The sequence below is a fragment of the Halomonas sp. B23F22_3 genome, assembly GCF_043496965.1.
Classification (GTDB): domain Bacteria; phylum Pseudomonadota; class Gammaproteobacteria; order Pseudomonadales; family Halomonadaceae; genus Halomonas.
Map to the genome: position 1 here is coordinate 295,758 of NZ_JBIEKG010000006.1, position 21,281 is coordinate 317,038.

Sequence of the window (21,281 nt, forward strand, 5' to 3'; positions counted from 1 at the left end):
TCAGTCGCCCTCGGGGCCATGCACGGTGACGCCATGCTGGGTCAGAACCTCGAGCAGTCTCGGCACGTCCGGCGGGCCGGGGGGAATCCACTCGTCCACGGCGCGAAACATCTCCACGGCTCGGCCCCGCTCGGTGATCTCGAGCATCTCGCCGCCGCCCTCCGCGAAGTGGAAGGCATGCACCGTGCCGGCGGGCACATGGACCAGCGTGCCGGCCTCGCAGAGCGCCGACTGGTCGCCCGCCGCGAAGTGCACCGCCCCCTTGAGCACGTAGAAGCTCTCGTCCCAGTCGTGATGGTGGGGGGGCGGCCCCATCCCCTCAATGCCCCGCTGCAGGGTGATTTCCCGGCCGTTGGCCTCGTCCTTCGAGGTCAGCACGGTGACGTCGACACCGACGACCGAGAGAGGCACGGCGTAGTCATTCGGGCTGATGATCATGGCATGCTGGTTCATGGTGGCTGTCTCTCTGTTGTTCCGGCGATATCCGACGATCAGGGAAGCTTCCCGATGGCTTTTCATGCCTCGGCGGCCGCACTGCCGTCCCGGTTGAAGAAGGCAGCTCGCCTTGAACCCTCTGCTGCCACGCCGGCCGCTCGACGTACATCGAGGCATCGGCGGGTCCGGCTGGCGATCCGCCTCAATGAGAATAGTCCGCGGCTCGCCGCCGTGCGTCGCCCGAAGAGGCACCGTGCCATGGGCCAGCGTGCCGCTCGGCTTCATGACCGCGGCTGGCCGCGAACCCGCCACGCCGCTATTCGAATCGATAGCGGAACTCGATCATGTGGAAATCGGCGCCTGTCGTGTCAGGCCCATTCACACCGGCATCGGAGTAGTGAAGAAACCGATAGCCCACCCCCAGCTGCTGGTAGAACGGAATGCCGACGCCCAGGGTCAGGGCAAACTGGAACGGCCCGCCATAATCCTGCGTGCCGAAGCGATACCGACTGAACAGGGCACCTCCCGCGCCCAGATCCACGATAAAGCGCCCGTCATCACTTCCCAGCGTCACTTCGGGAATGAGCGACACGACGAGGGCCTCTTCTCCGGCTCCCCGCAGGACGCCGGCACTCGCCATCAGGCGGGTGCCCATCCCCCAGCCCGACGGGGAGTAGTGCTCCCAGGGCAGCGCGAGGTTGGCCGACAGGTCATACTCCTCGAAATCCTCCGGCGCATCGGCGCCCAGCAGGGTCTGTTCCGATACTCGTGCACGCAGGCTGAGGCTCTGGAGGGTCGGGTCGTCGGAGAGACTTCGGCCGGGAACGAGCAGGCAGCCGATGATCATCGGCAAGAGGCCGACATACGGTAATAGGCGAGAACGACCCGTGACGGGCAGCATAGGCTCATCGAAACCCCGGCCGACAAGGAGAGAGCGCCCTTCCCCGGCGGTTCTATCGCGGCCTGACCACCGCCCCGGGCCATGCCGTCAGTGCACGCGGGCGCCTCCGTGATATGACCATAGCCCAGTCCGGAACGAACGAGGCCCCGAGCCTGCGGTTCGGCTCGGGGCCTTCGAGACCACCTTAGGGAAAGCAGTCAGCGCCTCGGCGCCCTCAGTCCCGGGAGGGGTAAACTCCCTGCAAGGCGATGCAGTAGTGCAGGTTGCCGTCCAGGTTCTTGGTCTTCAGGTCGGGCAAGGCGAAGGTCGTCCTGCCGTCGCCTCCGTAGGTATTGCCAATCAGTGAGAACAGCGCCGTGTTCTGCTCGATCTGCAGTTCCTGGCCCTCGCAGAAGGCCCAGCCTCTCGGGGCAAAGGTGTAGGGAAACAGCTGAATCTGGCCGATAAAGGGTTCCATGATGCCTTCCTCGTTGCAGTGCCGACGCCCGATGGCGGCCGGCTTCCAGGCGTCGACTCGATGGCCGTGTCAGGGATCGTCTCAGTCGAAGCGCTTAATCAGCCTAAGTAACGATCCTCATATCAGCAAAGCCAGGACGTATGCCCGAAATCGTACCGCATGACGTCCTCGTCACCCGAGGGGCTCGCCGGGGCAGGCGTCACCACGAGCGTCAGGCCGGCGACCCGAGGTCGCGCTGCATGATCGTCACCGCCTCGCCGCGATAGTCGCGCTCCTCGTGGTCTTGCCAGCCCAGCCGCCGATAGAGCGCCTGCTGGTCCGGCGTATAGAGATAGCAGCACTCGACACCGTGCGCCCGGGCCTCCTCCTCCACCCGCCGCACCAGCCGCGAGGCAAGCCCCCTGCCCCGCCACTCGGGCAACACATACACCGAGGCCAGCCAGGGGGTGAGCTCGCAGCGATCGCTCATGTCGTCGACCACCAGGCTCGCCATGCCGACCGGCCGTTCGCCGTGCATGGCGGCGAACACCGAGGGCACGCCCGCCGAGCCGCAGTCGTCGCGAAACGCCTCGAGGGCGACCGCCGGGTCGCGGCCGGGATGCAGGTGCCCCCACTCGGCATGTGCCCAGCCGGCCAGGGTGGCAACGTGGGGCGAATGCGCGTCGATGCGGGCGAGGCGAAGGCCAGTCTCCATGGCGAAGGGCTCCAGTGAGGTGGGGGTCGTCGAGCACGGCCGAGGCGCCGAGCGCGTGAGGCACCAGTATTCCCGCTCGCGTCGTCATCTGCCAGGGGCGGCGACCTCGGCCGTGCCACCTCCCCAGCGCGACGGAGCTCGGCTAGACTCGAGGCTTTGCCCATCAAGGACGATGCCATGCCTGCCGCCCTCGAACAGCGCGCCCTCAAGCTCTCCATCGCGATGACGCTGGTCGTCGCCAGCCTCGGCGTGGCCCTGGGGCTGCTCGCCGGCTCGCGCTCGATCCTCTTCGACGGCGTCTTCTCGACCATCGATGCGGCCATGTCGGGGCTGGCGCTTTTCGTGACACGACTGATCGCCCGGGAGCTCAGCCAGCGCTTCCAGCACGGCTACTGGCACCTGGAGCCGCTGGTCGCGGCGCTCAACGGTGCCATCCTGCTGCTGCTCTGCTTCTACGCCTTCCTGAATGCCGTGCAGGGCCTGATGGCCGGCGGCCATGAGCTGGCCTTCGGCGTGGCCATCGTCTATGCCGCGGTGGTCACCCTGGTGTGCACGGCGATGACGCTGCACCAGCGGCGGATCAACCGCGAGGTGGGCTCGGAGTTCGTGCGTATCGACATGCACGGCTGGCTGATGGCGGCGCTGATCACCGGCGCCCTGCTGGTGGCCTTCGTGATCGCGCTGATCCTTCAGCACACCGCCTATGCGCACCTCACGCCCTACGTCGACTCACTGCTGCTGGCGATGCTCACCCTGGGCTTCCTGCCGGTGCCCATCGGCATCGTGCGCCGCGCCATGAAGGAGGTGCTGCTGATCGCGCCCAGCGCCATCGACCGCGAGGTGCACGCCGCCATGGCCCCGGTGATGCGCCGCGACGGGCTGCTGGAGTACAACAGCCACGTCGCCAAGGCCGGTCGTGGCCACTTCATCGAGATCCATGTCGTGACTCGGCCGGACTTCGCCGCCGAGCGCGGCATGGTCGAACTCGACGAGATCCGCGCGGCGATCGCGGCGGGGCTCAGCATCCCGCCCGAGCGGCGCTGGTTCACCGTGTCGTTCACCGCGGATCCACGCTGGGCCTGAGCCGAGCGTCACGCTGAGCCGGCGCCTGGCTGGCGCCGGCAGGGCCTCATGCGCGATCGGCCTCGTCCTGCTCCTTGCTCTCATACATCAGCGCGTCACCCGCCAGCAGCAGGTCGTCGATGCTCTTGTGCTGCTCGGGGTGGAACTCGACGATGCCGGAGGAGAACTGGATCTCGTAGCCCCGACCGGCGGCACGGTTGTGATCGGCCAGCGCCTCGTCGAGCCGGGCGATGTAGCCCTCGGCCGCCTGCTGCGAGGCATTGGGCAGGAAGGCGACAAACTCGTCACCGCCCAGCCGGGCGACGATGTCGGCGCTGCGACAGGTGTCGATCAGGGTGTTCGCGAAGGCGACCAGGGCGCGATCACCCTCCATGTGGCCATGCGAATCGTTGATCTCCTTGAACCGGTACAGGTCGATGAAGACCAGCGTGGCCGGCATCCCGTGACGGCTGCAGAGATCGAGGCTGTTCTGGGCGAGGGTCATGAAACCGCGGCGGTTGGCCAGGCTGGTCAGCTCGTCCAGGGTGGCCAGCTTGACCATGGCGAGCTCACGCTCGGCGATGGCCGCCAGATCCTTCAAGGCGTCGATATCGTCTGTCGAGAGCTCGCGGGGCCGGCGGTCGATGATGCAGAAGGTACCCATCTTCCGCTGGTCCATGTCGGTGATGGGACAGCCGGCGTAGAAGCCGATATGGGGAGGGCCCGAGACCAGCGGGTTGTCCGCGAAGCGCGCATCCTGCTGCGCATCGGGCACGATGAAGACCTCATCGCCATGGATCGCATGCGCACAGAAGGCAAGATCCCGATCGGTTTCGCGGACGTCGAGCCCCGCCGCGGACTTGAACCACTGGCGGTTATGATCGATCAGGCTGACCAGGGCGATCGGGACGTCGAACAGGCGCCTGGCCAGGCGCGTCAAGCGATCGAACCGCTCCTCGGCAGGCGTATCAAGAATGTCGAGAGAGCGAAGCGCTTCGATGCGCATCTCTTCATCCACCGGTTTCCCTGGCCTTTTCACACCGCTCTCCTGTGTGGGCTCCGATATGGGCCTGATCGCTTCGCCGCGAAGACTGGCACGCCCGCACGCGACTGACAAGCGAGCACCCGCTTTACTGCTGCGCGGCCGCGGCTCCCGCTGGCCCGGCCCCTGCGCAAGCCCCGCCCGCGCGAGCGAGCCCCTGCTAGAGGCGATGCTAGAGGTGCTGCAGGGCCTCTTCCACTACCGTCGCCACGCGATTCGGCATCGCCTTGCGGCGATGCGAGGCCAGATAGAGGGTCTCGCTGACCGGGTGCGCCAGCGGGTGGACCCTGACGTGCGCGGGGTGATCGAAGGCCTCGACCGCATGGGCCGGCAGCACGGTGAAGCCCAGACCGAGGCTCACGGGCTCGAGAATCAGGTTGATCTGATTGGAGAACCCCGCCTTCCCGAGCTGCTGGATGTGCTCGTACTCGGGGTAGTTGGCGCCCAGCAGCAGGCCGGCATGGTGCGCGCCGTCGGGATGATCGATGAAGCCCAGCCGGCACAGCGCCCCCCAGTCGGGGTCGACCACCGCGGCGGGCGTGACCAGCAGCAGCGGCTCCCGAGCCACCGGCCGGACGCTGACGTCCTCCAGCGCAGAGGGGGCCGTCATGAAGCCGACATCGACACCGCCGCCGGCCACGGCGCGCTCCACGTCGGCATTCGGGGCGAAGCGGTAGTCGATCACCAGCGCGGGGTGGCCACGCTGCAGGGCCAGCAGGCGGCGGTAGAGCTTGAGGCCTACACTGCCGGGGGACATCACCCGCACGAGGCCCTCCCAGGCCGGGTCCGCGGCGACCCGCTGCTCGAGGTTGCCAAGCGCCTCCACGAGCTGGCGCCCCTCCCGATACAGCCGCTCTCCGGCGTCGGTGAGCGTGAACTGCTTGCCCTGCCGGACCAGCAGCGCGCACCCCAGCTGCTCCTCGAGCTTGCGCACCTGCTGGCTGACGCCGGACTGCGTCATGTGCAGCCGCTCGGCGGTGCGGGTGAAGTGCCCCACTTCCACCAGGGTGCAGAAGCTTTGCAGCCAGTTCGGATTGATCATTACGAACCGCACTTATAAGAATGATAAATGATAATTTTAAGTGATCATTTGGGCTTCGTACACTGGCGCCGTCATCCACACGAAAGGAGCGGTCATGCACAACACATACCCGAGAAACTTCTCGCATATCGGCATCTCGGTGCCGGACCTGGACAAGGCGGTGGCCTTCTACACCGAGGTGATGGGCTGGTACCTGATCATGGAACCGTCGGAGGTCGTCGAGGACGACAGCGCCATCGGCGAGATGTGTACCGATGTGTTCGGCAGCGGCTGGGACCGCTTTCGCATCGCGCATCTCTCGACCGGTGACCGGATCGGCGTCGAGCTGTTCGAGTTCAAGAACGCGGAAGACCCGGAGGACAACTTCGAGTACTGGAAGACCGGCGTCTTTCACTTCTGCGTGCAGGACCCCGACGTCGAGGGACTGGCCGAGCGCATCGTCGCCGCCGGCGGCAGGAAGCGCATGGAGAAGCCGCGCTACTACTATCCGGGCGAGAAGCCCTACCGCATGATCTACATGGAGGACCCGTTCGGGAACATCCTCGAGATCTACAGCCACAGCTATGAGCTGACCTACAGCGAAGGCGCCTACTGATCCCGCGTGTGAACGCCCGGCGTCATGCTCGAGGCGCCCTCGTTCGCCGGCGGGGCCTCTCGGTCGCGCAGGAGCCGATCGACATGGCGACACCAGGCTTCGCTCTCCCGGCTCGGCACCGCCGGGTCATCACGGATGCCGAGCCTGAACTCGACCACCGAGCGCCACTCCGCGGAGCCGGGATCGGGACCGTGCCCACGGCCATCGCCCGTGCCCAGCCGCTCCTCGACGTGGGCGACCCACGCTGCAGAACAGGGCGTCAGCGCATGATCGGGCGAGGCATCATCGCCGCTGGCGTGGGCATGCACCGCCGCCACGAGCAGGAGTATCGCCGTCCATCCACGCATCTCTCGCCCCTCGGTTGACTGGCCTGGCCGCGCGCCTGGCCCTCGACATGGAGATTCTAGCCGAGCCCCGCACGGGTCGCTGTGCAACGCGGCGATCGCGGCGCCCCGCGCGAGGGTGGCTCGCTGCGTTCGCCCCCCCTCCTTTAGTCTCGAGTCGGGTCTGTGGTAAAGTACTGGCGCTCTAGTCGGCGTTGCGTCTTGGAGACGCCGAAAATCCTTTCAACTAGAGCATCTCCCCCATGCCCCAGAATGATCAAACCGCCGCCACGGCTCGGACGGGACTCATGTCGCGGCTCGGCGATCCTCTCGTGCTGTTGCTTACCATCGGCTTCATCGTCGCCTTCGTCGGCCTCTCGCTGTACGACATCCAGGGCGTGGCCGATGGCATCGCCAGCGGTTTCGCCTGGACCGCCGCGACGCTGGGCACCTATTTCCAGCTGCTGCTGCTGCTGACCTTCCTGGTCGGCATCGGGGTGGCCATCTCCCCCGCCGGCCAGGCCCGGGTGGGCAACCTCGACGCGCCACAGATCAGCACCTTCAAGTGGCTGTCGATGATCATGTGCACCCTGCTGGCCGGCGGCGGCGTCTTCTTCGCCGCGGGTGAGCCGATCTACCACTTCGTGGTCACCCCGCCGGCCTTCGACACCGAGGCCGGCACGCCGGAAGCGGTCGCCGGCGCCCTCGCCCAGTCGTTCATGCACTGGGGCTTTTTGGCCTGGGCCGTGCTCGGCACCCTCACCGCCGTGGTCCTCGCGCATGCCCACTACGTGAAGGGCCAGCCGCTGCAGCCGCGCACCCTGCTCTACCCGGTGCTCGGCGAGCGAGTCATGAAGGGCTGGTTCGGCAGCGTGGTCGACGCCTGCTGCGTGATCGCCGTGGTCGCCGGCACCGTCGGCCCCATCGGCTTCCTGGCCACCCAGGTGAGCTTCGGCCTGCATGAACTGTTCGGCGCCTCCGAAGGCTACAGCACCCAGCTGATGATCCTGGTCGCGCTGGCCGTGGTCTACGTCACCTCGGCGATGACCGGCATCCACAAGGGCATCCAGATCCTCAGCCGCTTCAACGTCTTCCTGGCGCTGGCCATCGCGGCGGTGATCTTCGTCTTCGGTCCGACGCTGTTCCTGACCAACGCCTTCACCCAAGGCTTCGGCGAGTACCTCACCTCCTTCTTCGCCATGGCGACCATGACCTCCGAGACCGCGCCCGCCTGGTGGATGAAGTGGTGGACGGTGTTCTTCTTCGCCTGGTTCATCGGCTACGGGCCGCTGATGGCGATCTTCGTGGCGCGCATCTCGCGGGGCCGCTCGATCCGCCAGATGATCCTCGCCGTGGCCGTGATGGCGCCGATCGCCACCGCCATGTGGTTCACCCTGCTCGGCGGCTCGGGCATCCACTACCAGCTGACCGGCGTGATCGACCTCACCGAGGCGCTCAACAACTTCCAGTTTGACGTGGCGACCCTCACCGTGGCCCAGGCGCTGCCCGGCGGCGGCCTGATGGCGATGGCCATCCTGGTGCTGACCAGCATCTTCGTGGCCACCACCGGCGACTCCATGAGCTATGCCATCGCCGTGGTCTGCACCGGCCACGACGACCCGAACCGCCTGGTGCGCGCCTTCTGGGGCATCGCCATGGCCATCATGGCGGGCATCCTGCTCTACATGGGCTCCGGCCAGATCAGCGCCCTGCAGCAGTTCATCGTGATCACCGCGATCCCGGTGTCGCTGGTGCTGCTGCCCTCGCTGTGGACCGGCCCCCAGGCCGCCTACGCCATGGCCCGCGAGCAGGGCCTGGTGGCCGCGCGCAACGCCAAGGCGAGTGCCGCCGACCGCTGATGCAGCACACCCTCGACCAGGCGGCTAGCCACGCCGCCTGGGCCGGGCGACACGCATCGAGAAGGCCCCGAGTCATCGCTGACTCGGGGCCTTTTTGTCGTCTGTCTCCGTCAGCCATCACCCATGACGCCTCCCTCGCCCCCGTGCAGGCAAGACCGTCCGGGAGGCAGCTACCCTCAATCATGAACGTCCGGGTCTACACCGCTCGAGGGATGCTCGGGCGCGTGCCCCGCGACGCCCGATACGGCGAAGGAGGTGTCAAATGGCAGACGTGGAGAGCGGTGAGATCTACTTCTTCTACCGGCCCAGGGTCGACGTCGACCATGTCCGGAACCTCGACGACGTCCAGCGGCTGTACCTCGTACTGGTGCCGGACGATGCCGAGATCGCTCGGCTGTTGCTGGTCGGCAAGAAGCGCATGCCGGAGATCCTCGAGGGCGAGCCGGCATCCACCGCGCGCGAGTGGATGATGATCGACATGACGGGCAAGCCGAACGCGATCGGCGAGGCCCTGGCCCCGCTGGAGTATGAGACGAAGACTCGCGGCGAGCAGGAGCAGGGCGAGGCCATTCCCGTCGGCGAGGGGCGCTACGCGATCGTCACAGGCGACGGCGATTCGCGGCTGGCCTACCGCCTGACTCGCCCCCAGCAGCCGGGGCAGGCACAGCAGGAACTGGGCATCCTGGCCGAGGCGAGCTACGTGATCTCGGTGCGCAATCCGGCCCTCGACGTGCCCGGCTTCCCGGATGCCCGGCCGGACTATCCCGAGACGCTGCGCGAGAAGTTTGCCGACAAGCGCTGGATCGATATCGACGATAGCCGCCTGCTCGACCATGCCAACGCTCAGCTGCTGCTGATCGGCGCGCACGATGACCTGAGCGAGGAGGACGTCTCGCTCACCGGCACGGCGTCGCTCTTCGAGACCCTGGGGCTGAGCCGGCGGGAGTGGCCCACCGAGGCGCTGAAGGCCGGCCGGTTCACGGAACCGAGCATGCAACCCGAGTCTCGTGAGCCCGCAGGCGACCTGAGCAAGGGCGGCGAGCGCGGCGGCCGAGCGGCTCGCGAGACGGCCTCGGCGGCCGGCATCGCCCATGCCCTGAAGGGCGTGGACTTGCCGTGCAGCAAGGCCGAGCTGGTCAGGCAGGCCGAGGCCAACGAGGCAGCACAAGAGATCGTCGAGGCGCTGAACGCGCTGCCCGGCCAGCAGTACGAGACGATGGCCGACATTCAACACGCCTTTGGGGAAGTGCGCTGATGGCCCCGTTCATTTGTGACATCTGTGGTGACGAGTTCGAGCAGAAGTCCCGCTACGAGCAGCACCTGCAAACCTCCCACCCCCGCCTGGCGGTCTCCGCCGCGGATATCGAGAAGGCGCTCAAGGGGGTGACGTTTCCCAAGCAGCGGGACGCGCTGCGCGATGCCATCGACGAGGACCATCGCGAGGTGCGCCGCATCGTCGAGCAGCTGCCGGCGCAGGAGTATCGCGATGCGGCCGAGGTGGCGCGCGCCTTCGGCGAGCTGCGCAGCCACGAACGGCTCCCCGATGACCAGCCCAGCAAGACCGGCGGCGAGCGTGCCATGCAGGCCCCCTCCGCCGCCCGCTTCGCCAGCCTCTTCGAAGGCATGCGCTTCCCGGCCAGCCGCGACGAGCTCGAGGCGCATGTCCGCGGGCAGGCCAGCGAAGCGGACCTGCAGACGCTGGCGTCGTTCGGCGAGCGCACCTACTACAGCATGGCGGATGTCGCCGAGGAGCTGGGGCGGATCAGGTGAGCGCGGGACTCACTGCAGGGTCAGGCGCAGGCCGCGGAAACGCCGGCGATACGCCCGAGGGGTGAGCCCCACGCGCCGGCCGAACAGGCGCCGGAAGAAGCTCGGGTCGGCATAGCCGACCTGCTCCGCCACCGCCTCGATGGGGTCGTCGCCGCTCTCCAGGATCTGCTTGGCCTCCTCGAGGCGCAAGGTGTGCACGTAGTCCATCGGCGTCATGCCGGTGGCGGCCTTGAAGCGGCGCTTGAAGGAGCGTTCGGTCAAGCCGCTGCGGCGGACCATGCCGGCCACCGGCGAGTGGATGTCGTAGTGCTGGGCGACCCACACCTGGGTCTCGCCGATCAGCGCATCCTCCACCTGGCGGGCGGCGGTCAGCGTCGCGTAGGGCTGCTGGCCTTCGTGGTGCCAGTCGATCAGGAAGATCCGCGCCAGGTGCATCGCCTCGTCCACGCCGACCAGCCTGGCCACCAGGAACAGCGCCAGGTCGATCCAGGTGGTGCCGCCACCGGCCATGATCAGCCGTCCTCCCTCACCGCTGACCACCAGGGCGCGATGTGCATGCACGCGCACTTCGGGATGCTGGTGCGCCAGGGCATCGCAGTAGGCCCAGTGGGTGGTGGCATCCTGGCCGGCGAGCAACCCCGTCTCGGCGAGCAGCAGCGAGCCGGTGCAGGCCCCGGCCAGCAGGGCCCCGCGCCCATGACAGGCCAGCAGCCAGGCGAGCTCCGGGTCGTAGCACCCCGCAAGCTCAGCGCCGGGCACCACCAGCAGGTCGGGAATGCAGATGGCCGTCGGCCCCGGGCAGTCGGCCAGGGCCGCGTCCGGCTCGATCCAGGCCCCGTTGCGGGTGCGAAAGCCGCGACCATCGCGGGAAACGATCAGCGGCTGCAGCAGCGCCACCCCGGGGCGACCGTGCATCAGCAGCTCCCAGTCGCGGCCGGCCGACCCGAAGAGGTCGAACATGCCATAGAGGGTGGAGGCGGTGGTTTCGGGCACCGCCAGGATGGCGACTTGCGTGGTGGACGGCGTGGTCATGGCAGAAAACACCCCTTTGCGGCGCGATCCCCTTTCGTTGCGATGCCGTGCCGGCCGTAGGGTTCTCCTGCAGGCCCATGACAATGACCACACGAAGGAGACCCACCATGTGCCATGTTCATTCCCTTCCCGTGACCGCGACCGACAGCGACGCCTTCGAGGCCCGACTGGTTCATGCCCTCAACGAGAGCGGGCTGATGCTGCTCACCGCCATCGGCCACCGCACCGGCCTCTTCGAGGCCCTGGCCGGCCAGCCGCCTCTCACCAGCCAGCAGCTGGCCGAGCACACCGGGCTCGACGAGCGCTACGTGCGCGAGTGGCTCGGTGGCATGGTCGCCGGCGAGGTGATCGACACCGACCCGGCCGCCGGCACCTATCGCCTGCCCGATACCCACGCCGAGCTGCTCACCGACCGGGGTCCGGCCAACCTCGCCGTCTACGCTCAGTTTATCTCGCTGCTGGGGAGCGTGGAGGACGACGTGGTTCGCTGCTTCCGCGAAGGGGGCGGCGTGCCCTACTCGCGCTATCCGCGCTTTCAGGAGGTGATGGCGAGCGACAGCGGCCAGACCGTGCTGCCGGCGCTGTTCGATGCCATCCTGCCGCTGGCCCCGGGCCTGACCGCGCGGCTCGAGGCCGGCATCCGGGTGCTGGACTGCGCCTGCGGCCGCGGCCGCGCCCTGCTGGCGATGGCCGAACGCTTCCCGACCAGCCGCTTCGTCGGCTACGACCTCTCCGAAGAGGCCATCGCCTGGGCGAGGGACCAGGCCCGGGCGGCCGGGCTCGACAACCTGACCTTCGAGGTGCGTGACCTCGGCGACTTCGATGTCACCGCCGCGCCAGGGGCCTTCGACCTGGTGACCACCTTCGACGGCATCCACGACCAGGCCAGGCCGCGCCGCCTGCTCAAGGGGATCCACCGAAGCCTGGCGCCTGACGGGGTCTACCTGGTCCAGGACATCCACGCCTCGAGCCACCACCATCTGGACCGCAACCATCCGCTGGGCACGATGCTCTATGCCGTCTCGGTCAGCCACTGCATGACGGTCTCGCTGGCCCAGGGCGGCGAGGGGCTCGGCACCATGTGGGGCCGCGAACGGGCACTGGCCTACCTGGAGGAGGCCGGCTTTGGCGACATTCGGGTCCACCAGCTGGAGCACGACATCCAGAACGACTACTTCGTCTGCCGGCCATGACGCGCCATCGCGGCGCTCGCCGGCCTCCGGTCGAACGAGGAGAAGGCGTTCGACGGCGTCCGGGATGAATGTCGGCGAGGCCTCCCCTATGCTGGGCATCCGATCCATGACGGGAGACATCGAGACCATGTGGGATCAACGCGAGATCACGCTGTCGCCACGGTCGCGGGGCTTTCACCGGGTCACCGAGGAGATCGTCGCCGGCCTGCCGCGGCTGGCCGAGGTTCGGGTGGGGCTCGTGCACCTGCAGCTGCTGCACACCTCGGCCTCGCTGACCCTCAACGAGAGCGCGGACCCGGACGTGCGCCATGACATGGACGCCTTCCTGCGCGACCTGATACCCGGCGCCCTGCCCTACTTCCGCCACACCCTCGAGGGCGATGACGACATGCCCGCCCACGTGGCGGCCAGCCTGTTCGGCACCCAGCTGACCGTGGCGGTGAGCGACGGAGGCCTGGCACTGGGCACCTGGCAGGGGATCTGGCTGGGCGAGCATCGCGATCGGGGCGGCGCCCGCCGCCTCGTCGCCACGCTCCAGGGAAGCCTGGACGACGTCAGCCGGTAACGACCGCCTCCCGTCGACCATCGGTCACCGACCTAGCGAACGATGGTCGGCGGCGGCCAGCGCGGTCACTCACCGGTCAGCCGCCGGCCAGCCGCTCAACGCGCTCCAGCGTCAAGCGGCGCCCCTCGGTCGGCGAGAAGCGAAAGTGGCCTTCCACCCGCACGGCCTCGCCGAGGTAGGGGGCGATGCGCTCGTGGGGGACGATCTCGACCCGGTGCAGGTCCCGATCCTCGATCCAGTAGTGCAGCGGGTCCTCGAAATGACGCACCACGCCCTGCGTCGCCACGCGGCTGTCGTCGTGGGCCGCGGGCTGAGACGCCAGCACCGGCAGGGGCACCTCGGCGACGCCCTCCTCGTCGCTGCAGCCCGCCAGCCACAGCCCGGCGAACAGCAGTAGCGGGCCGATGCCGGCGCGTCGTCTTGGAGCTCTCATCGTGGCCTCCTCTGGTGGCCTGCCCGGTCGGCGCCGAGGCCCGACGCGCCGGCCTCATTGCCTAGGCATCGTCTGGCGCCTCGCCGTCCGTCGCCGGGGCATCGTCGATCTTCTGCAGCGTGGCCGGCCGACGGATATGCCGGTGTGCCGGCGTATCGCCCCGGGCGATGTCGTGCTCGCTGAGCACCACCACCGACCTGGGCCACCACTCGGGGTGATGGTCGCGGATGAAGGCCAGCAGCTTCTCGCGGACCTGCGCCTCGGCCGCCCAGGCGCCCATGGGCTCGGGGCTCGTCAGGTAGAAGGAGATCTCCTGCGTCGCCTCGTGCTGGCCCGTCACGTAGCAGGCCAGCGAGTGGTGATCGATGACCTTCTCCTCGGCCATCGCGAACTCCTTGAACTTTTCCCGCAGGGTCGCCACGTCGGCGCTGATGTGCAGGGTCAGCACGATGGTCTGACAGAGCTTCGCGTTCTTCGAGGAGAGGTTCTGGAAGGGCTTCGAGATGAAGTACCTCACCGGCACGACCAGACGCCGTTCATCCCAGGTCCGCAGGCGGATGAAGGTGTAATAGATACCCTCCACGTAGCACCACTGATCCTCGAAGATCAGCAGGTCGCCGATGCGGATCGGCTTGGTCAGCGAGATCTGGAAGGAAGCCAGGATGTTGCCGAGCACGGCCTGACCGGCGATGCCCACCAGCACCGTCACCACACTGGCCGAGGCCAGCAGCGTCACGCCGAGGGTCTCGAACAGGCTGACCTGGGCGATCACGTAGATCGCCACGCCCGTCACGGTGATCAGGATCACCGCGCGTCGCAGGGCGTGGAGGGTGGTCAACAGCTGGCGATCGTCGCGGCTCTTGGTGTCATCGATCTCGCCCACCAGCCGGCGCGTCATGCGGATCAGCAGCGTATCCACGAGCCGCACCGCGATCAGCCCCACGCCCCAGGCCAGGATGATGACCAGCAGCCCCCGGAAGATGGCGGTGACCACGCCGGAGAAGGAGACCACGTAGGTCAGCAGCCACTGCGCCAGCAGCGACATGGTGAGAAAGGCCATGGGCAGCCGGATCATCTGCGCGAAGACGCTGGAAAGCCCCGCCGGCAGACGAGCGGCGAGCAGGCCCATGAGGGCATGGGTAAACCACCCCACCGCGCCGATGAGGAACAGGAAGATCGGGATGGCAAACCACTCCCAGAGTTTCAGCTTGCCGAAGGAGACCTGGAAGCGCTCCGGGATCTGGTCTTCCAGCCAGGAGGGGCCATATTTCTCGTAGAGCCGGGGGATCGCGGTAATCGTCTCCGGGGCGATCAGCCAGATGGGATCCTGTTCGCCCACCCGGTAGCGGCCCAGGCGCACCTCGTAGTTCTGCCCGTCGAGCTCGAGGCTGGCGAGCTCGAGGTTGCGCCGTGGCTGGCCGACGCGGGAGCTCTTGCCCGAGGTGTCCACGACCATGGCGTCCTGACGCGCGGAGAGCGCGGAGACGTTGATCCACTCTCCCCGCTGCAGCACGGCGGCGAGCTGCCTGGCCAACACCGGGCCGCGCTCGGCCTGCTCGTCGGGGGGCAGGTCGAGCAGGTTGAGCAGGTGCGCCGCGGCCGAATAGTCCTCCTGCTCGGTCAGCGTCAGGAAACTGCGCACCGCATCGCGGGGCGTCCGGCGCTCGATACCGTCGGGCGGCTCCCCGAGGCCGGTATTCAACGCGTCGACGCTGAACCAGCGGGTGTTCTCCGCCTCCTCCTGGGCCAGGCCCAGGCAGGAGACGGCCAGCAGCAGCGCCACCAGGATCCATGTAAGCGAAGTCTTCATAAGCATCCTTCCCGAAGCGTCGGAAACTCCCTATTCCACTCGTCGTCACCCGCCAGGTTCTCGTTGACCCAGTGTAGCGGCTCGGGCCTCCCAGTCTCTCGCGCCAGGCGCGACACCGCCTCTCGCGACCGACGTGCCAGAAGCGACGCTTCAGCGGCACTTCCCCGTCCTCGAAGTGCAGCACTTCCCCCCCTATCGGGCCCCGAGGTAGGCTGAGTGTCGATCACGGGCATGGCCCGACACGTTATCCGAGAGCCCCCGATGCCGCCAACTCGCCTGCTGCGCCTTCGCTTCCTCAGCCGCCTCGCCCTGCCAGCCTGGCTCGTCATTGCCCTTGTGATCCCCTTTTCCGCCGCGCTCCTCGCGGCCCCGACGGTCACCCTGGCCGACGCCTGCCCCGCGCCCGGCCAGTGGCTGACCGATGACGGGGAACGGCGCTCCACCGCGGCGCTGATGCCCGAGCTCGCCGAGCGTCGGGTACTGCTGCTCGGCGAACGCCACGACCGGCTCGACCATCACCGCTGGCAGCTTTACACCCTGGCCGCCCTGCATGCCCACCGCCCTTCGATGGTGATCGGCCTGGAGATGCTGCCCCGCGAGGCGCAGCCGGCGCTGGATGCGTGGATCGCCGGCGAGCTCGACGAGGCGGCCTTTCTCGCGGCGAGCGACTGGCAGCAGGCCTGGGGCTTCGATCCCGCGCTCTACCTGCCGATCCTGCACTTCGCGCGGATGCAGCGGATCCCGCTGGTGGCCCTCAACGTCACCCCCGCCCTGCGCGGGCGCCTGGCCGCAGAGGGCTGGGCGGCCGTCCCCGCGGAGGAACGTTTCGGCATCACCCCGCCGGCCCCGGCCGCGCCGGCCTATCGCGATCGTCTCACCGCGATCTTCGAACAGCACGTCGACCGCGACGACGACCCCGCGGGCCTTGCGCGCTTCATCGCCGCCCAGCTGGTCTGGGACCGCGCCATGGCCGCGGCGCTGTCGGAGGCCGCGCGCCCCGACACCCTGGTGGTGGGGCTGATGGGCCAGGGCCACCTCGCCGGCGGCGACGGCGTACCCGCCCAGCTCGACGACCTGGGCCTCACCGATCACCTGAGCCTGCTGCCCTGGACCCCGGCCGGCGACTGCGCCGCCCCGACGGAGCACGCCGACGCCCGCTATGTGCTGGGCGATGAATCCGCCTTCCAGCCCGAAGACCCGCTGCGCCTGGGCGTGCTGCTCGAGGCCCACCCGGAAGGCGTGCGCATCGTGAGCGTCAATGAGGCGAGCGTGGCCGAGCAGGCGGGCCTCGTGGCGGGCGACGTGATCCTCACCGCCGCCGGGGTCGATCTCGAAGCGCCCACCGACCTCAGCGCCATCCTGCGCCGCCAGGCGCCGGGCACCCTGCTGCCGCTGGGGGTCCGGCGCGACGGCGTCACCCGGGAGCGGCTGGCGCGCTTTCCCCCCGCGAGTTGAGCGAACGGTCGCGCCGCCTCACGCCAACTCACACCCCCACAGGCCGGCGAGCGGCGACGGGGAAGGGACGGTATCGAAAGGACGGTATCGAAAGGACGGTGTCGCCGAAGGGACTATGCTGAAGAGAAGGAACGCATCATCCACCCACAGGGAGGCCACCACTGACGACCCCGGCCCGAGCGGCCGAAGGAGACACTGTCATGAGCATGCCCATGACGATACGGGAGTACCTGCGAGCCTGTGACATCGACTTCGAGGAAGTCCCCCATCCACGCGAGGTGACCAGCAGCCGCATCGCCGAGCGGACGCACGTCGCCGGCAACCAGATGGCCAAGGCGGTCATGCTGCAGGGCGACGCGGGCTATCGGCTGGCCGTGCTGCCGAGCACCTGCGATGCCGATCTCGATCGACTCTCGGCGCTCTTCCACGAGAAGGTCGAGCTGGCCTCCGAGGCGCAGATCGCCGAGACGTTCAGCGACTGCGACCCCGGCGCCACCACCCCGGTCGGCCAGGCCTACGGCCTGCAGGTCTATATCGACGATATGCTGCGCCACCAGCCCGACATCTACTTCGAGGCCGGCGACCACCAGACCCTGGTGCACATGAGCGGTCGCGAGTTCGACCGCCTGATGACCGCCAGCCCGCACGGCCGCTTCAGCCGACACCACTGATCACCAGGCCGCACGACTACGTGGCCACGCCCCACGGGGCGCGGCCACGTCACCGGCCCGCGTGCCCGCCCCGGATCGAATCATCCGCCTCAGCACTGTCCTTGTCATAACCGGCCTGCCCCGGTCCACCCTTTCATCGCCAGGTCGTCTGGAGCCCCTTCTCCCCCAGCTCCCCACGGGCCTTGCGCAAGGCCAGAGCCAACAAGGCATGCCATGCCCGATCACTGCCCGACGACCTCCAGAAGCACGTCGCCGGCGGCGCCATCGGGTGGACGGGTGGCCGCGATGGCGGAAAGTGTGACCGCCACGTCAACCGTATGAACCCGCCGCGATACCGTCCGCGGGGCCAGCCCGTAGCCTGCGAACACGATCGGCACATAGGTATCGTAGCGCCAGGGCGAGCCGTGTGTGACGGTGACGGAGAGGCCATCGAAGTCATTGACGAACCAGCCGGGGTGGAAGACGACGTAGATGTCGCCGGACCGGTCGGGGTTGAAGTTGTTCAGCACGGCGCGCGTGAGCGCGTTCTCGGGCAGCGCGCCCTCGCGCAGCCGGGAACTCGGGATCGCATGGGCCACACCGTCGAACGCGACGAGCTCTTCGGCGACCGCCGTTTCCAGCGCTACCTGATCGACGCCCTCGGCGCTGCGCGCCGCTTCCGCCAGGTTGAGATAGGGGTGATCGTAGCCTTCGATGAGCTTGCCTGACATTCCGAACCGATCGCGGATCCGGTCGACGGCCGCATCGGTGTCCCAGGTGTCGGGCGCCACGTAGCCACCGAGCTTGCCCAGTTCGGCCAGGAAACCCGGCGCTTCTGGCGCGCCATGGTCCGCCGACAGGACGATCAGCGTCTGGTCCAGCCCGACCTCCTCGTCGAGGTAGGAGAACAGGTCGGCCAGCGTGCGATCGAGGTGCAGCAAATTGTCCTCGGCCTCAAGGCTCGAAGGCCCGAAGAAATGGCCGACATAGTCGGTCGCCGAGAAACTGACGCCGAGAAAGTCGGTCACCTCGTCGTCGCCGAGCCCCTCCGCGTCGATCAGCGTCTTGGCGAAATCGGCGGTGATCTCGTCCCCCGCCGGGCTCAGGGTGAGGAGCGTCGTGAAATAGGGGTCCTCTTCCGCTCCCTGCGAATCGACGCTCGAGAAGGGATGCGGAAAGGTGCGCCCGAAGCCCGCGAAATCCGGCTCCCACTCCTGGTCGTCGCGTTCGCCGAACACGTAGGTTTCGATCGGGTGCAGCAGCTCCCATGCGACGCCACGATACCTCTGCGGGACGTCACTCTCGTTCCACGCCGTCACCCAATCGGGATAGGCGTCGTAGTAGTAGCTCGAGGTCACGAAATCTCCCGTGGCCTTGGAGAACCAGAACGCCTCGCCGGTATGGCCGGCCATTGTCACCGCGCCCCGGTCCTTCACGGACACACCGAACACCTTGGCCCGGCCCTGCGTCGCGATCGACAGCTCATCGGAGAAGGTCGTCGTCAGGATGGCGGACGGCGATCGTCCGTCCGTGGCCGCGGCCTTCTGGGTCGGGTCGATCTCGGTCTCCGCATCGACCCCGGCGCCGGCCGAGAGGATCGGGTAGTCCGGATCCTCGATGTTATAGACTGTGCGGCCCGCCTTCCGGTCGAACCAGAGGTTGCCCACCATGCCATGGGCGGCGGGATGCGCCCCTGTCGCTAGCGTGGCATGGCCGACGACCGTCTCGGTGTTGGCATGAGCATGGTGCGCATCGACGTAGTGGATACCCTCGTCCAGCAGGTAGCGAAAACCACCCTCGCCGAACTGGTCCCTCTGCCGGAGCAGCAGATCGCCGCGCAGTTGGTCCACGGTGATCTGCAGGATCAGGCGGGGAGGCTCCTGCGCTCCGGCGGCGAGGGGGAGCGCGGCGGCCAGCGCCACTCCGAGACAGGTATGGCGGGTCATCTGTACACCTCGCGATCTGATGGAAAAGGCTCGCAGCCGGGGAAGGTTCAGCTGTCGTCGTACGGCTCGGCGGTGAGGTTGCTGTCGTCGTTTCGGCCCAGGTCGTTGGGCTCCGGGTAGCCATCTTCACTGTAGACGGTGACCGACCGGGGCACGTCGTCACCGCCCAGGGCGTCTCGCCGCCGTTCTGGTCCTCGGCGTCGATCAGGTAGACGGCGCCGCGCGCCGCGCCTACAACTTGAGGATGAAAGGGATTCCGGCGGTCGAGCGTGCCGGACGCGGCCCACTGGCCGTCGTCCGCTTCCTGGGACTGGTGCTGCTGGGTGCCGTGATCGGCGCCATCGCCGCGCTCGTCGCGGTGGGATTCGTCGCCGCGGTGCTCGGCCTCAACGACCTGCTGCTGATCTCGCCGCGCAGTCGCATGATGTTCGACCACCCCGGCCTGCTGCTGGTCATCACCGTCGCGGTGCCGACGCTCGGGGGCCTGGCGGTCGGCCTGGTGCATCTCGCCATTCCCGAACGGCGCCCGCATGCCCCGGCCGATGTGATCGCCGCCGTGCAGACCCGCCGCGGCCGGCTGCCGGCGCGGGCCGGCGGCCTCTCGGCGCTCAGCGCCCTGATCTCGCTGGGCAGTGGCGCCTCGGTCGGCCAGTACGGCCCCCTGGTCCACCTGGGCGCGACCCTGGGGTCGCTCGGCGCCCGGCTGCTGCGCCTGGGTCGCTCCGAGGACAACGTCACCATCGCCTGCGGCGTCGCCGCCGCCATCGCCACCGCCTTCAATGCGCCCCTGGCGGGCATCGTCTTCGCCCACGAGGTGGTGCTGCGCCACTACGCCCTGCGCGCCTTCGCCCCGGTGGCCGCGGCGGCCCTGGTCGGCCACGTGATCGCCGCCAACGTGCTCCAGCGCGGCGCACTCTTCCACGTCGCCGACACCGCCGCGCCGCGCCCCTGGGAGTTCATCGCCTTCCTGGCGATCGGCGGCCTCGGCGCCCTGGTCGCGGGGGCCTACATGAGCACCCTGCTCGGCGTCACGCGCCTGGCGCGGCGCCTGCCGCTGGCCGCGCCGCTGCGTCCCGCCCTGGCCGGGGCGCTGCTCGGTCTCACCGCCCTGTGGGTCCCCGACATCCTCGGCATGGGTCAGGAGACCCTGCGCTTCGCCACCATCGCCGGCGCCTTCGACAGCGCCGAGCTGCTGCTGGTCCTGGTGCTCAAGATCGCCGCCACGGGGCTCTGCCTGGGCATGGGCTTCGGGGGCGGAGTGTTCAGCCCGGCGCTGGTCATCGGCACCCTGTTCGGGGCGCTGTGTGGCACCCTGGTCGGCCAGCTCAGCGGCGCGCCCCAGGAGACCTTCGTCTTCTATGCCGTCTGCGGCATGGTGGCGGTCACCGCCCCGGTGATCGGGGCCCCTCTGACCAGCCTGCTGATCGTCTTCGAGCTGACCGGCAGCTACGCGCTGACCACCGCGGCGCTGGCGAGCGTGACCCTGGCGAGCCCCATCGCCGCCCAGCTCTTCGGCCGCTCGCTGTTCGACATCCAGCTCGTGGCGCGCGGCCTGGACCTCTCCGCCGGGCGCGGCCGCGCCGTGCTGCGGGGGACCCCGGTGACAGAGCACCTGACGGATGAAGGCGTGATTCTCAGGCCGCAGACGCCGGTGGCCGAGGCGGTCACCGCCCTGTGCCGCGCCCGCCACGGCGAGGGCTATCTGGTCGACGCGGCGGGGCGCTACCACGGCTGCGTGAGCCTGGCCGACCTGGAAGCGGCGCGGGAAGCGGCGCCGGAGGACGCCGACAACCCGCCGCGGGTGGAGCTGATCGCACCGCTGGCGCGCCCCGTGCTGGCGCCAGACGCCTCGCTCTGGGACGCCATGGCGGCACTCGAGGACGTCACCGGCGAGGCCCTGCCGGTGGTCGACGCCGAGGGCGCCTTCCTGGGGGTGGTCTTCGAGTCGAGCATCACCCGCGCCTACCTGGCACACGGCGACGAACTGCGACGGGAGGAGCATGGCACGGGATAAACG

Annotated in this window: 21 protein-coding genes; 10 read left to right on the forward strand and 11 right to left on the reverse strand. The window is 68.6% G+C overall.

The genetic code is table 11. The annotated features are described in order from the left end of the window. From ACGTNG_RS15725 to ACGTNG_RS15740, 4 genes are all read right to left on the reverse strand, one after another. Window positions 1–453 carry a cupin domain-containing protein gene (locus ACGTNG_RS15725; RefSeq protein ID WP_394797462.1) on the reverse strand — a complete coding sequence of 151 codons (453 nt, stop codon included), beginning with the start codon at window positions 451–453 and terminating at the stop codon, window positions 1–3. A 298-nt stretch (window positions 454–751) separates the two neighbouring features. After that, a complete protein-coding gene (locus ACGTNG_RS15730; RefSeq protein ID WP_394797463.1) occupies window positions 752–1,336 on the reverse strand; it encodes an acyloxyacyl hydrolase in 585 nt (194 codons plus the stop codon). 214 nt (window positions 1,337–1,550) lie between these two features. After that, on the reverse strand, window positions 1,551–1,793 hold the full coding sequence (locus ACGTNG_RS15735; protein WP_394797464.1) for a phage tail protein: 243 nt from the start codon (window positions 1,791–1,793) through the stop codon (window positions 1,551–1,553). 211 nt (window positions 1,794–2,004) lie between these two features. Then, on the reverse strand, window positions 2,005–2,487 hold the full coding sequence (locus tag ACGTNG_RS15740) for a GNAT family N-acetyltransferase (RefSeq protein WP_394797465.1): 483 nt from the start codon (window positions 2,485–2,487) through the stop codon (window positions 2,005–2,007). Between the two features lie 177 nt (window positions 2,488–2,664). Here ACGTNG_RS15740 and ACGTNG_RS15745 point away from each other — a divergent pair, with 177 nt between their 5' ends. Beyond that, window positions 2,665–3,570, forward strand: a complete 906-nt coding sequence (locus ACGTNG_RS15745) for a cation diffusion facilitator family transporter (RefSeq protein ID WP_394797466.1) — start codon at window positions 2,665–2,667, stop codon at window positions 3,568–3,570. Between the two features lie 46 nt (window positions 3,571–3,616). On the opposite strand, the gene ACGTNG_RS15750 is transcribed toward ACGTNG_RS15745, so the two are convergent. After that, the gene (locus ACGTNG_RS15750) at window positions 3,617–4,555 is read right to left on the reverse strand and encodes a GGDEF domain-containing protein (protein ID WP_394797467.1); all 939 of its coding nucleotides are present in this window, start codon (window positions 4,553–4,555) and stop codon (window positions 3,617–3,619) included. A gap of 208 nt (window positions 4,556–4,763) precedes the next feature. Beyond that, window positions 4,764–5,633, reverse strand: a complete 870-nt coding sequence (locus ACGTNG_RS15755; protein ID WP_394797468.1) for a LysR family transcriptional regulator — start codon at window positions 5,631–5,633, stop codon at window positions 4,764–4,766. 94 nt (window positions 5,634–5,727) lie between these two features. Here ACGTNG_RS15755 and ACGTNG_RS15760 point away from each other — a divergent pair, with 94 nt between their 5' ends. After that, window positions 5,728–6,228 carry a lactoylglutathione lyase family protein gene (locus ACGTNG_RS15760; RefSeq protein ID WP_394797469.1) on the forward strand — a complete coding sequence of 167 codons (501 nt, stop codon included), beginning with the start codon at window positions 5,728–5,730 and terminating at the stop codon, window positions 6,226–6,228. On the opposite strand, the gene ACGTNG_RS15765 is transcribed toward ACGTNG_RS15760, so the two are convergent. Beyond that, entirely contained in the window at window positions 6,222–6,575 is a 354-nt protein-coding gene (locus ACGTNG_RS15765) for a hypothetical protein (protein WP_394797470.1), read from the reverse strand. The genes ACGTNG_RS15760 and ACGTNG_RS15765 overlap by 7 nt on opposite strands. A 284-nt stretch (window positions 6,576–6,859) precedes the next feature. Between ACGTNG_RS15765 and ACGTNG_RS15770 the strand changes: the two genes are divergently transcribed. The 3 genes from ACGTNG_RS15770 to ACGTNG_RS15780 all read left to right on the forward strand — a co-directional run bounded on the left by ACGTNG_RS15770 (window position 6,860) and on the right by ACGTNG_RS15780 (window position 10,180). Beyond that, window positions 6,860–8,410 carry a BCCT family transporter gene (locus tag ACGTNG_RS15770; protein WP_394797471.1) on the forward strand — a complete coding sequence of 517 codons (1,551 nt, stop codon included), beginning with the start codon at window positions 6,860–6,862 and terminating at the stop codon, window positions 8,408–8,410. Between the two features lie 262 nt (window positions 8,411–8,672). After that, entirely contained in the window at window positions 8,673–9,665 is a 993-nt protein-coding gene (locus ACGTNG_RS15775) for a DUF2795 domain-containing protein (protein WP_394797472.1), read from the forward strand. Further along, window positions 9,665–10,180 carry a DUF2795 domain-containing protein gene (locus tag ACGTNG_RS15780; RefSeq protein ID WP_394797473.1) on the forward strand — a complete coding sequence of 172 codons (516 nt, stop codon included), beginning with the start codon at window positions 9,665–9,667 and terminating at the stop codon, window positions 10,178–10,180. Before ACGTNG_RS15775 ends, ACGTNG_RS15780 begins: the two co-directional genes overlap by 1 nt. 9 nt (window positions 10,181–10,189) lie before the next feature. Here ACGTNG_RS15780 and ACGTNG_RS15785 read toward each other — a convergent pair whose 3' ends face one another. Next, window positions 10,190–11,212 (reverse strand): GlxA family transcriptional regulator, encoded by a 1,023-nt coding sequence (locus tag ACGTNG_RS15785; protein WP_394797474.1) that lies wholly within the window; start codon window positions 11,210–11,212, stop codon window positions 10,190–10,192. Window positions 11,213–11,319: 107 nt separating this feature from the next. Here ACGTNG_RS15785 and ACGTNG_RS15790 point away from each other — a divergent pair, with 107 nt between their 5' ends. Continuing rightward, on the forward strand, window positions 11,320–12,405 hold the full coding sequence (locus tag ACGTNG_RS15790) for a class I SAM-dependent methyltransferase (RefSeq protein WP_394797475.1): 1,086 nt from the start codon (window positions 11,320–11,322) through the stop codon (window positions 12,403–12,405). 127 nt (window positions 12,406–12,532) lie between these two features. Beyond that, a complete protein-coding gene (locus ACGTNG_RS15795) occupies window positions 12,533–12,970 on the forward strand; it encodes a secondary thiamine-phosphate synthase enzyme YjbQ (protein WP_394797476.1) in 438 nt (145 codons plus the stop codon). Between the two features lie 76 nt (window positions 12,971–13,046). Here the strand turns inward: ACGTNG_RS15795 and ACGTNG_RS15800 are convergent, their stop codons facing one another. Both ACGTNG_RS15800 and ACGTNG_RS15805 read right to left on the reverse strand, forming a co-directional pair. Beyond that, window positions 13,047–13,403, reverse strand: coding sequence for a hypothetical protein (locus ACGTNG_RS15800; protein ID WP_394797477.1), 357 nt, complete (start codon window positions 13,401–13,403; stop codon window positions 13,047–13,049). Window positions 13,404–13,464: 61 nt separating this feature from the next. Then, complete coding sequence (locus tag ACGTNG_RS15805; protein ID WP_394797478.1) at window positions 13,465–15,213, reverse strand: mechanosensitive ion channel family protein; 1,749 nt, start codon at window positions 15,211–15,213, stop codon at window positions 13,465–13,467. A gap of 261 nt (window positions 15,214–15,474) precedes the next feature. Here ACGTNG_RS15805 and ACGTNG_RS15810 point away from each other — a divergent pair, with 261 nt between their 5' ends. Both ACGTNG_RS15810 and ACGTNG_RS15815 read left to right on the forward strand, forming a co-directional pair. Then, entirely contained in the window at window positions 15,475–16,668 is a 1,194-nt protein-coding gene (locus ACGTNG_RS15810; protein ID WP_394797479.1) for a ChaN family lipoprotein, read from the forward strand. 200 nt (window positions 16,669–16,868) lie between these two features. Then, window positions 16,869–17,339: an aminoacyl-tRNA deacylase gene (locus tag ACGTNG_RS15815; RefSeq protein WP_394797480.1), complete on the forward strand. Its 471-nt coding sequence runs from the start codon at window positions 16,869–16,871 to the stop codon at window positions 17,337–17,339. 221 nt (window positions 17,340–17,560) lie between these two features. Here ACGTNG_RS15815 and ACGTNG_RS15820 read toward each other — a convergent pair whose 3' ends face one another. Then, a complete protein-coding gene (locus ACGTNG_RS15820) occupies window positions 17,561–19,264 on the reverse strand; it encodes an alkaline phosphatase family protein (RefSeq protein WP_394797481.1) in 1,704 nt (567 codons plus the stop codon). Window positions 19,265–19,508: 244 nt separating this feature from the next. On the opposite strand from ACGTNG_RS15820, the gene ACGTNG_RS15825 reads away from it, so the two are divergent. Continuing rightward, complete coding sequence (locus ACGTNG_RS15825; RefSeq protein ID WP_394797482.1) at window positions 19,509–21,278, forward strand: chloride channel protein; 1,770 nt, start codon at window positions 19,509–19,511, stop codon at window positions 21,276–21,278. The last annotated feature ends 3 nt before the right edge of the window (window positions 21,279–21,281 follow it).

What these genes read in the sequence shown, in the direction of transcription:
- ACGTNG_RS15725 (WP_394797462.1), bottom strand. Translation starts at nt 453, where the DNA reads ATGAACCAGCATGCCATGATCATCAGCCCGAATGACTACGCCGTGCCT.
- ACGTNG_RS15730 (WP_394797463.1), bottom strand. Translation starts at nt 1,336, where the DNA reads ATGCTGCCCGTCACGGGTCGTTCTCGCCTATTACCGTATGTCGGCCTC.
- ACGTNG_RS15735 (WP_394797464.1), bottom strand. Translation starts at nt 1,793, where the DNA reads ATGGAACCCTTTATCGGCCAGATTCAGCTGTTTCCCTACACCTTTGCC.
- ACGTNG_RS15740 (WP_394797465.1), bottom strand. Translation starts at nt 2,487, where the DNA reads ATGGAGACTGGCCTTCGCCTCGCCCGCATCGACGCGCATTCGCCCCAC.
- ACGTNG_RS15745 (WP_394797466.1), top strand. Translation starts at nt 2,665, where the DNA reads ATGCCTGCCGCCCTCGAACAGCGCGCCCTCAAGCTCTCCATCGCGATG.
- ACGTNG_RS15750 (WP_394797467.1), bottom strand. Translation starts at nt 4,555, where the DNA reads ATGCGCATCGAAGCGCTTCGCTCTCTCGACATTCTTGATACGCCTGCC.
- ACGTNG_RS15755 (WP_394797468.1), bottom strand. Translation starts at nt 5,633, where the DNA reads ATGATCAATCCGAACTGGCTGCAAAGCTTCTGCACCCTGGTGGAAGTG.
- ACGTNG_RS15760 (WP_394797469.1), top strand. Translation starts at nt 5,728, where the DNA reads ATGCACAACACATACCCGAGAAACTTCTCGCATATCGGCATCTCGGTG.
- ACGTNG_RS15765 (WP_394797470.1), bottom strand. Translation starts at nt 6,575, where the DNA reads ATGCGTGGATGGACGGCGATACTCCTGCTCGTGGCGGCGGTGCATGCC.
- ACGTNG_RS15770 (WP_394797471.1), top strand. Translation starts at nt 6,860, where the DNA reads ATGTCGCGGCTCGGCGATCCTCTCGTGCTGTTGCTTACCATCGGCTTC.
- ACGTNG_RS15775 (WP_394797472.1), top strand. Translation starts at nt 8,673, where the DNA reads ATGGCAGACGTGGAGAGCGGTGAGATCTACTTCTTCTACCGGCCCAGG.
- ACGTNG_RS15780 (WP_394797473.1), top strand. Translation starts at nt 9,665, where the DNA reads ATGGCCCCGTTCATTTGTGACATCTGTGGTGACGAGTTCGAGCAGAAG.
- ACGTNG_RS15785 (WP_394797474.1), bottom strand. Translation starts at nt 11,212, where the DNA reads ATGACCACGCCGTCCACCACGCAAGTCGCCATCCTGGCGGTGCCCGAA.
- ACGTNG_RS15790 (WP_394797475.1), top strand. Translation starts at nt 11,320, where the DNA reads ATGTGCCATGTTCATTCCCTTCCCGTGACCGCGACCGACAGCGACGCC.
- ACGTNG_RS15795 (WP_394797476.1), top strand. Translation starts at nt 12,533, where the DNA reads ATGTGGGATCAACGCGAGATCACGCTGTCGCCACGGTCGCGGGGCTTT.
- ACGTNG_RS15800 (WP_394797477.1), bottom strand. Translation starts at nt 13,403, where the DNA reads ATGAGAGCTCCAAGACGACGCGCCGGCATCGGCCCGCTACTGCTGTTC.
- ACGTNG_RS15805 (WP_394797478.1), bottom strand. Translation starts at nt 15,213, where the DNA reads ATGAAGACTTCGCTTACATGGATCCTGGTGGCGCTGCTGCTGGCCGTC.
- ACGTNG_RS15810 (WP_394797479.1), top strand. Translation starts at nt 15,475, where the DNA reads ATGCCGCCAACTCGCCTGCTGCGCCTTCGCTTCCTCAGCCGCCTCGCC.
- ACGTNG_RS15815 (WP_394797480.1), top strand. Translation starts at nt 16,869, where the DNA reads ATGAGCATGCCCATGACGATACGGGAGTACCTGCGAGCCTGTGACATC.
- ACGTNG_RS15820 (WP_394797481.1), bottom strand. Translation starts at nt 19,264, where the DNA reads ATGACCCGCCATACCTGTCTCGGAGTGGCGCTGGCCGCCGCGCTCCCC.
- ACGTNG_RS15825 (WP_394797482.1), top strand. Translation starts at nt 19,509, where the DNA reads ATGAAAGGGATTCCGGCGGTCGAGCGTGCCGGACGCGGCCCACTGGCC.